Source organism: Coriobacteriia bacterium, from assembly GCA_016649875.1.
GTDB lineage: Bacteria > Actinomycetota > Coriobacteriia > WRKU01 > JAENWW01 > JAENWW01.
Genome location: JAENWW010000003.1, coordinates 1 through 13,759, shown reverse-complemented (window position 1 = coordinate 13,759; position 13,759 = coordinate 1). Strand labels below are relative to the sequence as shown.

Here is a 13,759-nt window from a genome sequence, read left to right as displayed (position 1 = left end):
AGCAATTTGGAGGAACCGTGTCTAAAAAAGTAAAGATTCTCATCGGTGTGATCATAGCGGTACTCGTCATTTCGCTCGTCGCGTTCGGATTGGCGAAGAATTCAGGGACTTCGGTGCAGGCGTCGACGGTTAAGTCGAGTTCGCTTGCCGTAACCGTGATGGGTTCCGGAAAAGTCACTGCCGGATCGAAGGCCGACGTGTATCCCGGTGCGCAAGGAATCATCGAAAAATTGTACGTCAAAGAAGGCGATGAAGTCGTCAAGGGAGATAAGTTGGCGACTCTGCAATCCGATGCGCTCGACGCACAACTTGCAGGTGCGAAATCGACGCTCGCTCAGGCCGAATCCGCTCTTGCTCAGGCGAATTATGCCGCGGACACCAAGAGTTCGGGTCTCACTCAGGCAAAGGCGGGATTGAGCTCTGCCAATAGTACGTATAGCGCCGCGGTTTCCTCCCGGGAAAAAAGCAAGTCCGCTTTGGATAAAGCCGAAGCAACTTTGAAGGCGAGCAGCGCGGTCGGGCGCCCGTCCGCGCAGGCGGCCGTGGCCGCGGCGGAAAGTGCCTATGCCCAGGCCAAGCAAGGTGTCACGCAGGCGAAGTTGGCTGTTTCAACTGCCAAGACGACCGTTTCACAAATGAGCGGCAATCCCACGGGAAGTGCTCAGGATGCGGCGCAGGCAGGTGTGTCTGCGGCAGAAAAAGCCGTTTCAGTCGCCATGAAAGCTTTAAATGATGCGACCATAAAGGCGCCTGCCGATGGAACGGTTATATTCGCTCCGACTTCGGTATCATCCGCCTTCGCAGCCACGGGCGCGACGGTCAACGTGGGAGATAAACTTGCGAAAGGCTCCGCTGTGGCCCCGGGCTCACCGCTGTTCTCAGTGGTTGACAGTAATAAAATGAGCTTTACTGCAGAGGTCGACGAAGCCGACATTGAACGTGTCAAAGACGGGCAAACGGTCGACATCACGCTCGACGCATTCACCGGCAAGGCATTTACCGGCGTGATTTCAAATATTGGAACCGTTGCAAAAACCACGACGACCGGTGGGACGGTTTTCCTCGTCGAAATGAATTTCGATACGACCGACAGCGCACTTAAGCTGGGGATGAGAGGCGATTCGACGATCAAGGTCGAAAATGTCCCCGATGCCATCACCGTGCCCATCGAAGCGTTGTTCTCAGAGGGCGGGCAAGATTACGTGTACGTGATCAAGAACAACAAACTTGTCAAAACGAACGTGAAGTCGGGGACGACGACCGATACGTCGGTCGAAATTTTCAGCGGTGTGAAAGTCGGCGACAAAGTGGCTCTTGCCGGAAGTACTGCGCTGAGCAACGGGATGACCGTAAAGGTCAAATAATGGGACAATCTCTGCAAGCTGAGCAATCCGGTTCGAGCGTGCTCGAAGTCAGGAACGTAACGAAGACGTATAAAATCGGTGATGAAATCGCCGTGAAAGCGCTCGACGGCGTTTCGTTGAACGTGAACAAGGGCGAACTCATCGCGATTATCGGCCCGTCGGGTTCGGGGAAGTCGACATTGATGCACAGCATCGGTTTGCTCGACCATCCTTCCAGCGGCGAGGTTCTCGTCGACGGCATCGATGTCACCGAGATGGATGAGAACGAGCTTGCGCGCGTCCGCAACAAAGAGATCGGTTTCGTGTTCCAGGCATTCAACTTGCTGGCGCGAACTTCGGCCATCGAAAATGTTGAACTACCGCTCATTTATGCAGGATTGCCTGCGGCCGAGCGGAAAAGGCGTGCCACAGAGGCCTTGGAGCGTGTCGGTCTCGGAGATCGCCTTCAGCATAATTCCAGCCAGCTTTCAGGCGGGCAGCAACAACGTGTCGCCATCGCCCGTGCTTTGGTGACGGAGCCCTCGATTATTCTCGCCGATGAACCGACGGGAAATCTCGATTCGAAATCCGGTGTCGAGGTCATGGCGTTTCTGCAGGAACTCAATCGGAGCGGGGTGACCATCGTGCTCGTAACGCATGATTCCCATGTCGCCAAGCATGCCACACGAGTCGTCCAAATCGCTGATGGTCGTATCGTACAAGACTATTTGAATACTCCCGATGAGCGCATCGATGCGTCTCTCGAACTTAAGAAGCTCCAAGCAGAGAAAGGAGCTTCCGATGAACATTAAAGAATCGTTTAAAATCGCCCTCAAAGCGCTTAATGCCAATAAGGTCCGTGCGATGTTGACGATGCTCGGCATCATCATTGGTGTCTCGAGCGTCATCCTCCTCGTCTCGATCGGAACGGGCGTCAAAGAAAGTGTGCTCGGTCAGTTCGGCGATCTCGGCTCCAATCTCATCTATGTGCTTCCGGGAGATTATAGCGCGATGACGGGCGGTGGTGGACAAATGACTGCTGCGTCCTCACCTCTCGGGGTGGGAAGGACCACCTTTACCGATGCTGATGTGGAGCTCATCAATTCGAAGTTGTCCCGCGCCATCGCCATTCCCTTCGTCGAAGGGGGCGTTCGTATTTCCAATGGGAGTATCGAGCAGGCGGCTTCGTTCATGGCGGCAGATGGAAACATCAACAGTATCATGAAGGCCGATATGGCCAGCGGCAGGATGTACAATCAAGCGGAAGTGACGGGGTCGACGCGCGTTGTCGTCCTGGGTTCCGCCGTTGCGGCGAAACTTTTCCCCACGGGCAATGAAGTGAGTCGGTCGGTGAGAATCAACGGACAGAATTTTCGTGTCATCGGAGTAAAAAGGCCCCAAGGCGGAGGCGCTTCGTCGAGCCAGGATTCGGCCATCGATATTCCGTATACGACGGCTCAAAGGCTCTTGAACTCGAGAGACGTATCCATGATTGCCGTCAGCGCGCGTACGGCTGAGGACATCGCACTCACGAAAACTCAGATCAAAGTGGCGATGCGCCCGAAGTACGGATCGGAATTCTCGGTCATGACGCAAGACCAGATGTTAGGCATGATCACGTTGCTCGTTTCGACCATGACCTATATGCTCGCCGGTATCGCTTCGATATCTTTGCTCGTCGGAGGAATCGGGATCATGAACATCATGCTGGTCTCGGTGTCGGAGCGTACGCGTGAAATAGGCATCCGTAAAGCCGTCGGCGCTCGCACGTATGACATTCTCGCGCAGTTCGTCATCGAGGCCGTGATGCTTTCGGTGTTAGGGGGCATAATCGGTATAACAATCGGTGCGCTCGGGGCATGGGGGATACACTTCGTGCTTGCGACGAAGATCACGGGATGGTCGATTGCCGTGGCATTTTTCTTCAGCGCAGGCGTCGGCGTGTTCTTCGGCGTTTATCCTGCGTACAAAGCATCGAAACTCGATCCGATAGAGGCTCTTCGCTACGAATAAGCGCGTGAGCGAGAGCTCGACGTTTTGCTATTGCTTTGCTATATGCGCCGATCACCTTTGAAGAAAAGAGCGACGGTCCCAGGTCCCGTGTGCGAGCCGATAACCGTTCCGACATAGTTGATGAGAACTTTCCCGTCAAGGTGAGGAAAGGTCTTCTCGACGAGTTCGGCGACCGACGCCGCGTCTTCCATCGAGGCGGATTGCGAAATGTAGCAACGCCCCGAATAGGCGAGGCCGTTTTCGGCATGCGCTTTCATGCGCTCGACGATCTCTTTGATGGCCCGCTTCTTGCCGTGGCATTTTGCGCGGGGAATCAATTTCCCGTTTGCATCCATGCTGAGCAGGGGACAGATATTGAGAACCGTACCGATGGCCCCCGAGGCCGCCGAGATACGCCCGCCGCGAACATAGCTGGTGAGGTCGGTCGAAAAAAACCAGTGGTGGAAATTCAATTTGTTGTTTTCAATCCACGCGGCGGTATCCTCGATGGAGATGTTTTCGTCACGCAGAGTACAGGCTTCGGTTACCAAAAGGCCGTAGCCCGAAGAGGCGGCGAGAGAGTCTATGATGATAATTTTACGCGTCGGATATTTTGCCGCAATCATCTCGCGAGCTTCGAGGGCCGAGTCATACGTGCTGCTCAGACCCGAAGAAAACGAGAGGTGCAAGATGTCTTTTCCTCGGTTGAGAATCGACTCGAAAAATTCGACGAACTCTCCGGTGTTCACCGCCGATGTGGTCGGTTGCGAGCCGGCCGCGATGCGCGCATAAAACATTTCAAACGGCATCGATTGGCCGAGGTCATCGAGATGTTCCTTGCCGTTTATGAGAAAGTGAAAGCAAACATAGGGGATATTATTTTTCTCGAAAAATTCGGGAGTCATGTCCGCAGTTGATTCACAGGTTAGTTCGAACTGTGCCATACATTTTCTCCCGGTGTCAGATGTTCCATTGGGCCTTGTAGGCTTCTTCGATTTCAAATCCCATGCTTTCGAGTTCCGCTTGGATGTATCTGATGGATTCGCCGCTCCAACCGTAAGAGCCGAATGCGCGTCCGATGCGATTTTTCGGTTTCAGTCCTTTCGCGTAAACGAGAAAAGCTGCGACATTGGGTAGCATCTGGTTGTTGAGCGTCGGCGAACCCACCGCGATGTATTTTGACTCGAGAATATATGCCATCGCCGTGGAGTAGTGCTCCTCGGAGAGATTGAACATGCGAACGCACAGTCCTTTGCTTTCGTACTCATCTTTGATGCGTTCCGCCATTTTCGCCGTCGTGCCCCACATCGTATCGAAAATGATAGTCGCTTGTTTCTCATCGACCTCGCCTGCAGCCCATGAGCGGTATTTGGCGACTATGTCGTCGAGGTAGGTCTCAATGATCACTCCGTGCGAAGGACAGACGATTTCGATGTCGAGTTCGTGTGCCGCATCGAGTAGCTTTGTCACTTGGCCGCCGAACGGCAGCACGATGGTGCCGTAATACTCGCTTGCACGCTGCAAAAAGTATTCGCGTGAAAGTTCGGAGTCGAGCAGTTCACCGGTACCGATATGCTGGCCGAACGCATCGTTGGAAAAGAGAATCTTTTGTTCGGCGAGATAGGTCGACATGCTGTCGGGCCAATGGACCATCGGCATCGGAATGAAGGTGAACGTGCAGGTTTCGGTTTCGAGTTGGTCATTGGCGATGACGGTCTCGAATTCATAATTCATGCCGGGGTAGTAGACATCCAGTTCGCGCTTGCAGGCGGCGGTTCCGTATACGGTTACCTCGGGATAAGCCGACAAAACCGCCGGCAAAGCGCCCGAGTGGTCCGGTTCGACATGGTTGCAGATGATATCGGTGAGGGGCTCCTCGCCGATTACCTCGCGTATGTTTTCGAGAAAACGGTCGGCGAAACGGGCTTTGACGCAATCGATGAGAATGCGGTGGGCGCCGTCGATGACGAGGTATGCGTTGTACGTGGTCCCGACGGGGGAGCGGTAGGCATGAAAGAACTCGACCTCTCGGTCGATGATGCCCACGCTGTAGATGTTTTGCGCTATCTGCATCGGCCATCCTATTCTCTCTGGGCGATGTATTCGTGTGATTCTATTTTATCACGTCGAGCTTGCGCGGAGGAGTGCGGGAACTTGTACGATTTTGTGGTGAAGACATACGGAAATGTTGTACCATTGTTACTGCTTGCGGGCGTAGTTCAATGGTAGAGCACCAGCTTCCCAAGCTGGTTGTTGCGAGTTCGAGTCTCGTCGCCCGCTCCATAGTCAAATTTGCAAAGGTCGTTCCCCTTATCGGAGGCGACCCTTGTTGCATTTTGATCGCATGGTCGTCGACGGCTGATGTTCGGATGGCTGAAAGTAAAATAACACCCTCGAATAGGTCTCCTTATTTTACTTTCGTCATCAAAAGTAAAATAACAAAGCTATAATGGAGAAAGTACTTTTACTTTCGAGGAGGAGCCTCCATGAATGGAAGATCGGGGAAATATAGAACCAACTTATCCGGCGAGGCGGTATATCGATCTTTCGTCCCCTCTCCGCTGCTGCCCGCCCCTCGGGTCGATCTTGATGCCGAAACAGTTGAGCTTCTCATAAAGGCGAACAAACAGATAGCTCTTTTGGAGGGAAGCACAAACCGAATCCCGAGCATCAATCTTTTCATATCGATGTATGTTCGAAAAGAGGCGCTTATGTCCTCGCAAATCGAAGGCACCCAAGCGACGCTCGAGGATGTTCTCGATCCTCATGTCGAAGAAAACGCCAACCGCGATGTGGGCGATGTAATCAACTATATCAAGGCGACGGAATTCGCCGTTGCGCGCTTAGGCCGATTGCCACTTTGCAACAGATTGATTAAAGAGGCCCATGCCGTTTTGATGAAGGGCGTTCGCGGGCAAGACAAGGATCCCGGAGCGTTCCGCCGGTCTCAGAACTGGATTGGCGTTCGGGGTAGCACGTTACAAAATGCCGGATATATTCCTCCGAATGTCGAAGATATGTCTCAGGCGATGTCCGATCTCGAGAGATACATCAACAGTGATGACGATCTCGATGTCCTCGTTCGCGCGGCTCTGATTCATTATCAATTTGAAACGATTCACCCTTTTCTTGATGGCAATGGGCGCATCGGTCGGTTGCTCATCACACTGTTTCTTATGGAACAAGGGGTTTTGACTACGCCGGCATTGTACATCTCGTACTATCTGAAAAAAAATCGTGTTGAATATTATGATCGCATGAATGATGTGCGCCGAAAGGGAACGTATGAGCAATGGGTGAAGTTCTTTTTGCGGGCTCTTTACGATTCGGCTGCGGATGCGACCGAGACCATCGAAAGGATGAGCTCGTTACATGATGAAAGTTCCGAAATAGTTTCAAGCTTCGGGCGGGGAGAGAAAACGGCCCGGCGTCTTTTGGCCTATCTGGAGGAAAAACCGATTATGGAAATCAAGAGGGCCGCAGAAGATTTGGGAGTAACATTCAAGACCGTGTCAAACGCGATTATGCGAATGCAGGAGGCCGGTATACTTCTTCAAACAGGCGGCAATCAGCGTAACAGGATATTTTCATATGAGCCCTATCTCGCATTGTTGCGGGAGGGGACGTAGAGGCGTACGATATCGGTATATCATTTTGATATCACATTGTATTGTTCGGGAGGAGAAAGAAATGGTTGGAACTACTTCTTTGGATCAAAAGGCGCTGCAGGTCGATGAGATAATCCCGCGTGCGATGAGCGGGATGGGTGTGCTCATCGTCAACACCGTTCTGATGATCGTGTCGTGCGTGGGTGCCGTCTACGGGTTTATACTCATCGACGCCGCGCAGGGCACCGCCCTCGCGCTCCCGCTGATTGTGGTGACGCTTCTGTATCTGTGCCTCATAGGTCCGTTGCTGTATGGCGGTTTGAAGGTGCTGCGTCCCAACGAGGCGTTGGTGCTCACCTTGTTCGGAAAGTACTATGGCACGCTCAAAGAGGACGGCTTCTTTTTCGTGAATCCGTTCACTTCGGCGATAAATCCGGCAAACGGCGGGATATTGCAGACGAGCCCTTCGACGAGTACGGAGGACGCCAGTCTCAAAATGCTCGGGATTCCAGGCGGTCGCGTGAATGCGGTCAACAAGAAGATCTCGCTGAAGACCATGACCCTGAACAACCAGGAGCTCAAAATCAACGACCTGCTCGGCAACCCGATCATGATCGGCATCGTGGTCATCTGGCGTGTCGTCAACACCGCGAAAGCCGCATTCAATGTCGACAACTACGAGGAGTTTCTCTCGATTCAGTGCGATTCCGCACTGCGTAACATCGTCAGACTGTACCCTTACGATGTCTCTGGCGACGACCACGAGAAAACGCTTCGTGCCAGCAGCCAAGAAATCGCGCAAAAGATCAAAGAGGAAATCCAGTCCAAGGTCGATGTCGCCGGCCTCGAAATCATCGAGTCGAGAATCACCCATCTGTCCTATGCTCCCGAGATCGCGGCGGCCATGTTGCAACGCCAGCAGGCTTCGGCGATTATCGACGCCCGCCAAATGATAGTCGAAGGTGCGGTCGGCATGGTCGAGATGGCGCTCAAGAGTCTGAATGAAGGCGGGGTCGTCAACCTCGACGAGGAGCGCAAGGCCGCCATGGTGAGCAATCTGTTGGTCGTGCTTTGCGGCAACCGCGATGTACAACCGATCGTGAACAGCGGATCGATTTACTGATAAAGAGGCGCACCAAGCGAAAGGAGGGCGAACATGAGCGGTCGAGAGAACAAAGATAAAAAGCAGGTGCTTCTACGACTGCCGTCGTCTCTTTGGGAGGATCTCGTCGGGTGGGCCGATGACGACATCCGCTCGCTCAACGGACAAATCGAGTATCTACTTTCGGATGCAGTGCGGCGTCGCAAGAGGGAAAGGCACGCGCAGGACTGAGGGGCCGCCGCTCCCGAGGAAAGATTCGCCCTTGCATACGTGTATGATTTTAAGTAGAATAATCAAGCTATGCTTTGTGGGCCCGTAGCTCAGTTGGTTAGAGCGCACGGCTGATAACCGTGAGGTCGCTGGTTCGAATCCAGCCGGGCCCACCAGCACAAAATCAGAAACGAGCTGCCATAATCGGCAGCTCGTTTTTTATGTTTTCCGTCGAATGACAATCCATGCGGTGGTTCAGGTTTTGCAGAGTTCGCTAGATGCCGAAATCTTCGGGATCGGCGAAATCGATGAAGCGCTTGAAATCGGCGACTTCCTCATCGGTGGGCTTCACGAACGGGGCCTGAGGTTTTTGCGGTTGCGCCTGTCCGAACAAACCGGATGCTTGGGCTCTGCGCGCCATATCGGCCATCTGCTGGAAAAGCGGATTGCTCGCACTGTCGGATCCGTTTTCCGCGTCTGCGTCGATTTGCAAAGTTTCAGCGGCGATTGAAACCGTTTCGAAGACCGAATCGGAGACGAAAATCGGCGCGCCGAGACGAATCGCCAAAGCGATGGCGTCGCTGGGTCTGGTGTCGAGCTCGATGATTTTCCCTTTCGTATGCAGTACCAATCCGGCGAAAAACACGCCGTTCGTGTAGTTCGTGATGCGAACTTCGGCAAGCGTGGCGCCTAAAGACTTGATGACGTTTGAGAAAAGGTCATGGGTCATCGGGCGGGGCAGCGTGATGCCTTGAAGCGCGACAAGAATGGCCATGGCCTCGCTCTGTCCGAGAGAAATGGGCAAGATGCGTTCATCGTCTTCGGGCTTCAACAGCAAGACGGGCTGGTTGGTGCGCGGGTCGAGCGCGAGTGTTGCGATGTCTACTCTAATCATTGTCGGCTCCTTTCATACCTTAGATTGTACCCTCTTATCGGAGATGGACTGTGTGAAATATATGCAGGCGAAGAACAATCGACCGTCTATTTAAAGATGATACTTTTTTCAGGGGATACTCTACTATAGAATGTTATTTAGATTTTTCAAATAGATTTCAATGAATGGGAAGGCAACCATGAAATATTTAAAAATAGCGCCGTGGGTGTTGGGCGTCATTCTGCTCGGGTTAGTCGGATATCTTTTGATGACCTCGGGAAAAAATGCGACTTCGACGACAAACGGTACCGCCGGCAGCGCCGCCGTCCGGGTTAACGACACGAGTGCCTTGAGCGATTCCATGATGGCGCCGAAAAACGGCGTTCCCGTCATGGTGGAGTTCTCGGCCACGTGGTGTTCGGTGTGCAAGGCGGCAAAGCCCGACATCGATGCGCTCACGCAGAAGTACAAAGGCAAAGTGGAGGTGCGCATTTTCGAGTGCGATGAGAACGCCGCCGCACAGGCGCTGTTCGACAAACTCGGGGGAACGGGTTACCCGGAGTACTACTTCATCGATTCATCGGGCACGTTGCAACAACACATGGTCGGTTTCGAGGGTAAAGACGCGATCGATGCAAGCCTGGCGGCCCTGAAGTAGCGGGACCGCGAAAGGGGCGATCGGCACATACGCTTCGCGCCAATCATGCGGACCTAACCACGCAAAGCAGTTTCGGAGAAATCGAACCGGAGCTGCTTTTTCAGTCCGTCGGCAACTCCTCCAAGCGTGGTGAACGCCATTTTTTCCTTTTCGTTTCGGCAGAACGCGAAGCCGGCATCGACCGCGATGGTGAACTCCTCTATCGCCTGAGTCAGGCCCTCGTTGTGATAAAACTCGTCCAGCGGCTTTTCTTGGAACTGGTGCATTATCGTGCGCAGTTGTCGTAGCAGGTGCTCGAAACCCTCGGTGTGGGCGGCTATCGCCGAGAGCGTGGCATAGAGGAAGAAGATATCGTTTGTGAGCCGCCGCTGCGTGGCGAAGAATTCGTTGAAATCTTCGGATTGGATGCGGCGGTTGTTGAAGAACACCTGCTGCTCGATCAGATTCGCGGTCAGGATCAGTCCCTGGAACACCGAAGACGTGGTGTGGTGCTCCGAGGTCTTCGCAAACGAGAGCTCCTTGAGGGCGGTCGGTTTCTTCTCATGCAGGCGCGAGTAGATGAAAAGTTGTACGAGCTCGTAGGTGGTCTTGCGGTACTTCTCGATCAGCTTGGCGGTATCCGATATCACGTAGGATGGCGCGATGTTTTGACCGACGATGAAAGCGATGATTATCCCGACGCCCATGTAGGCCACGCGTTCGATGCCGAGCGAGGAATACTTTCCCGAGATCAGTGCCATCGAGGCGACCGCCATGAAGGTGGTGAACGTCACCTGATACACGCCCGCTTTGGGCCGACGCGAATACAAGATGCTGGAGAGCATGATGAGGACGATCTGGAGGGGGACCGATTTCACCAGGCCGAACAGCGCCAGGAACAGTCCGATGGCGAGGGCGGTGCCTTTGATACGGTCCATCGTGCGTTGGTGGGTATCCTCCGCATAGGGGCGCATCAGAAACGCCACCATGAACGCCGCCCATTGGCCGCGCACCGGGTGCAACAGCCCCTTGGCCACGAGCCACACCACGCTGATGGTGATCGACATCTTCAACGCGTAGTTCAGGCGCAGGCGATTGGGGTTGAGCGTCTGCGCGATGTCTCCCATCCAGCTTTCGTCCTTGACCGCTATGTCGGTATTCCTCGTCTTCAATCCGGCTTTGGCAATCAGTTTGAGCTGGTGGCTCGTGAGCGTGCAGGTCTCGAGGATCTCGTAGAGTTCGGGAGAAAGGTCGGTGTCATTCTTGTGGCGCGCGACATAGGCGTCGATGTCTTCGGTCAGTAAGGCGAACGACTCGAAATCGCCGACATGGGTTTTGGTCTCGAGCAGAAGTTCGGCCAACTCGGTGAGGGCGACGATCTCCTCTTCGTTCGGGGGTCCGGCGTGTTTGATCTTCTGGATGATATCGGTGAAACGCTCGAGCGCGAGCGCGAAACTGATGCGCACCTCGTCGACATCTCGCGTCCGCTTGTTCTTCTGCTGCATCCGGTAGAGTTTGCCGAACAGTTCGTGGAGCGCCCTGCGGATTTCCTCCGTGCTCACGTAGGTGTAGCCGGCCGGGGTTATGCCGGTCGCTTCATAGGCTTTGTTGGCGATGAGCTCGAGCAGGTTCTGCAGTTTCGCTTTGACGGTGTAGCTCTTTTCCGAAAGCTGTATGGACAACAGCGCCACCATCAATATCACGGTGCCCAAGAGAAGGGCGGCGATACGCTCGCGAACATGGGAGAAGGGCTCGGGAGCACCGAGCAAGAACAGATACCCCATGGTCGCCGGCAGAAAAAGAATCGTCTGGAAGGTGCCGAACAAGAAATAGATGATGCAGAAGATAGAGACGAGGTTGACGAAGAACCCGAGGCGCGGATCGAGGCCGGAGACGATGGTCGCAGTTCCGATGGCCATGGAGACCGCGAAGATGATCAGACCGTCTTTGAGCGGCCGGATCTCGAGTTGGTCGGTACGCGAGAGGAGCACCAGCGCGGAAAAAAACACGTAGCCGACAACCGCGTTGCCACTACCGAAAATTAATCTGAACCCTGCGAAGAAAATAATGACGCAGGGAATTGATACCCAATAGGGCAGGGGTCTGTTGGTGTCCATAGCATAAGTGTAACAAATGCTTTTGAGGCGGCCCGGGAGGAGGCAGTTTTTTCTTGACTTGCGCGACGCCTTATCGGTATACTTAACGTTCGCTTTGGGGCTTTAGCTCAGTTGGGAGAGCGCGGGCTTTGCAAGCCTGAGGTCAGGGGTTCGAGCCCCCTAAGCTCCACCAAAGTAACTTCGCACCGTTCTACCTGTTTTCTCAGGTGGGGCGGTGTTTTTGTTCGCCACGGTCGAAGTGTGGAGCTGTGAGCAGCGCAATCGAGAAAATGTTTGTGTGCTGCTTACTGAAGAGAATTATACTTAAATATTGAGCTTGCATACTGAGGCCAAGACTGAGAAGCAGGCAGCGTTTCATTGTATTCTCATCAAAAATGTAATGCGGATGCAAAATGCGCAGGCAGGGTTTGTACTACAAAAATATATTCATTTCAAAGGCTCTTCATTTTTGCCTATATTATTGGTATATTGTTGTTGTGAAGAGGACTGGGTACGATACGTTCGCCCAGTACCGTAAAAGCCGCCGCAAGGCGGTTTTTACGTTTACGGGAGGATGTTGTGGATAAGCCGTTTAAGACAATTGACGAGTTAATATGTTTAATGAATGCTCGTGGCATATCGACGTCGATCAACACAAAAGGCATAATCGAACGCGAAGGATACTACCAAATAATCAATGGGTATAAGCCATTGTTCATCGATATCAAGGCGACTGAATTGGCCGGAGAAGATCGGTTCGTTTCTGGGACAACATTTGACCAAATATATAGTTTGTTTGAGTTTGATAGAGATTTAAGAATGGTTTTACTCAAATATCTCACTGTTGCGGAATCTCTCCTAAAGTCCATAACTGTATATAAGATTTCCGAACGATATAAAGATGATGATGAGCCATATCTTAATCGGGATATATATTGTCAAGAGCTTAAGAAAGATCGTTTGGTTTGTAATCTCATTCAAGACTTTAAGCGCAAACTTGGACGGCTGGAAACAGATGGTTATCAAAACAAAGGATATCTTAAACACTATTTGACAAAACATAGCTCTGTACCATTTTGGGTCTTTGTAAACTGTCTGAGTTTTGGGGATATATTTAAATGTTATACGCTTCAAAAAGAGTCAATGAGAAGTAACATTGCCAAGGCGTTTTCCCTAATGTTTCAAAGTAATTGGTGTGTTAGTCAGAGAATAAATGAAAAAGATTTAAGGATTATGTACGACCACCTTAAAGAGTTGCGTAATGCGTGCGCGCATGATGAGCGAGTCTATTTTCTCAAGGTCTCTCCGGCAAAAGACATTTCACTTGCGCATTGTCTTAAAGATTTAACAAAATTATTAAATAAAGAACAAGTCGGTCAACTAAAAAACCAAATTAGTGGGCTTTTGTCAAAAGTGAAACAAGATGTGCCAATAATTGATTATCAAAAACTCTTGGACGCAATGGGCATCGATTCCTTTGAGACGTTATTTGTTCAGCAAACTCTGCGATAGTATCGGGGCAATAACTAAGCCATGCCTTCTGATTCTATAATGGCACGACTGGAATATAAAATCATAGGTTAAGGCCTTATCGGTAGGGGTCCAAGTCCGCTAAGCTCTACCAAAGCAACTTCGCGCCGTTCTACCTGTTTTCGCAGGCGGGGCGGTGTTTTTTGTTTCTATAAGTTCGGATAATTCGTGATATTTATGGCACGGCGATGGTACGGCTCCCGTTTGGAAAAGCAATTCGAATCCGTTACGGATGGTTTGGGCGATTAAGGTTCAATTAAATAGCAGTGGAGTCGCTTTGAGGATGTTGTCAAAAGGGCAATGATATTTTGTGAAAACACAGGGGTTCCAGTCCAGGACCATTTTGCCGACGTCGGCAAAATGGTCC

12 protein-coding genes and 3 tRNA genes are annotated in these 13,759 nt (G+C 52.3%); 11 read left to right on the top strand and 4 right to left on the bottom strand.

Translation table 11 applies throughout. The annotated features are described in order from the left end of the window. Positions 1 to 17 precede the first annotated feature (17 nt). The 3 genes from JJE36_01945 to JJE36_01935 are packed head-to-tail and all read left to right on the top strand — an operon-like array spanning position 18 to position 3,356. On the top strand, positions 18 to 1,364 hold the full coding sequence (locus JJE36_01945) for an efflux RND transporter periplasmic adaptor subunit (protein ID MBK5211070.1): 1,347 nt from the start codon (positions 18 to 20) through the stop codon (positions 1,362 to 1,364). A gap of 38 nt (positions 1,365 to 1,402) precedes the next feature. Further along, a complete protein-coding gene (locus JJE36_01940; GenBank protein ID MBK5211069.1) occupies positions 1,403 to 2,155 on the top strand; it encodes an ABC transporter ATP-binding protein in 753 nt (250 codons plus the stop codon). Next, positions 2,145 to 3,356 carry an ABC transporter permease gene (locus JJE36_01935; GenBank protein MBK5211068.1) on the top strand — a complete coding sequence of 404 codons (1,212 nt, stop codon included), beginning with the start codon at positions 2,145 to 2,147 and terminating at the stop codon, positions 3,354 to 3,356. Before JJE36_01940 ends, JJE36_01935 begins: the two co-directional genes overlap by 11 nt. A gap of 38 nt (positions 3,357 to 3,394) precedes the next feature. On the opposite strand, the gene JJE36_01930 is transcribed toward JJE36_01935, so the two are convergent. Both JJE36_01930 and JJE36_01925 read right to left on the bottom strand, forming a co-directional pair. Beyond that, positions 3,395 to 4,279, bottom strand: a complete 885-nt coding sequence (locus tag JJE36_01930; protein MBK5211067.1) for a DegV family protein — start codon at positions 4,277 to 4,279, stop codon at positions 3,395 to 3,397. Positions 4,280 to 4,295: 16 nt separating this feature from the next. Further along, complete coding sequence (locus JJE36_01925) at positions 4,296 to 5,408, bottom strand: FprA family A-type flavoprotein (GenBank protein MBK5211066.1); 1,113 nt, start codon at positions 5,406 to 5,408, stop codon at positions 4,296 to 4,298. Positions 5,409 to 5,543: 135 nt separating this feature from the next. Here JJE36_01925 and JJE36_01920 point away from each other — a divergent pair. From JJE36_01920 to JJE36_01900, 5 genes are all read left to right on the top strand, one after another. Further along, positions 5,544 to 5,618, top strand: a tRNA-Gly gene (locus JJE36_01920). A 203-nt stretch (positions 5,619 to 5,821) separates the two neighbouring features. Then, positions 5,822 to 6,964, top strand: a complete 1,143-nt coding sequence (locus JJE36_01915) for a Fic family protein (GenBank protein ID MBK5211065.1) — start codon at positions 5,822 to 5,824, stop codon at positions 6,962 to 6,964. Positions 6,965 to 7,025: 61 nt separating this feature from the next. After that, entirely contained in the window at positions 7,026 to 8,066 is a 1,041-nt protein-coding gene (locus tag JJE36_01910; GenBank protein ID MBK5211064.1) for an SPFH domain-containing protein, read from the top strand. 33 nt (positions 8,067 to 8,099) lie between these two features. Beyond that, entirely contained in the window at positions 8,100 to 8,276 is a 177-nt protein-coding gene (locus JJE36_01905; protein MBK5211063.1) for an Arc family DNA-binding protein, read from the top strand. Between the two features lie 78 nt (positions 8,277 to 8,354). Then, positions 8,355 to 8,431: transfer RNA gene (locus JJE36_01900), tRNA-Ile, on the top strand. A 98-nt stretch (positions 8,432 to 8,529) separates the two neighbouring features. Here the strand turns inward: JJE36_01900 and JJE36_01895 are convergent. After that, a complete protein-coding gene (locus JJE36_01895) occupies positions 8,530 to 9,150 on the bottom strand; it encodes a bifunctional nuclease family protein (GenBank protein MBK5211062.1) in 621 nt (206 codons plus the stop codon). 178 nt (positions 9,151 to 9,328) lie between these two features. Between JJE36_01895 and JJE36_01890 the strand changes: the two genes are divergently transcribed. Further along, positions 9,329 to 9,787 (top strand): thioredoxin family protein, encoded by a 459-nt coding sequence (locus JJE36_01890; protein MBK5211061.1) that lies wholly within the window; start codon positions 9,329 to 9,331, stop codon positions 9,785 to 9,787. A 53-nt stretch (positions 9,788 to 9,840) separates the two neighbouring features. Here the strand turns inward: JJE36_01890 and JJE36_01885 are convergent, their stop codons facing one another. After that, the gene (locus JJE36_01885; GenBank protein MBK5211060.1) at positions 9,841 to 11,883 is read right to left on the bottom strand and encodes an FUSC family protein; all 2,043 of its coding nucleotides are present in this window, start codon (positions 11,881 to 11,883) and stop codon (positions 9,841 to 9,843) included. 96 nt (positions 11,884 to 11,979) lie between these two features. On the opposite strand from JJE36_01885, the gene JJE36_01880 reads away from it, so the two are divergent. Then, positions 11,980 to 12,055, top strand: a tRNA-Ala gene (locus JJE36_01880). A gap of 386 nt (positions 12,056 to 12,441) precedes the next feature. Continuing rightward, the gene (locus JJE36_01875) at positions 12,442 to 13,374 is read left to right on the top strand and encodes an Abi family protein (protein MBK5211059.1); all 933 of its coding nucleotides are present in this window, start codon (positions 12,442 to 12,444) and stop codon (positions 13,372 to 13,374) included. Positions 13,375 to 13,759 lie beyond the last annotated feature (385 nt).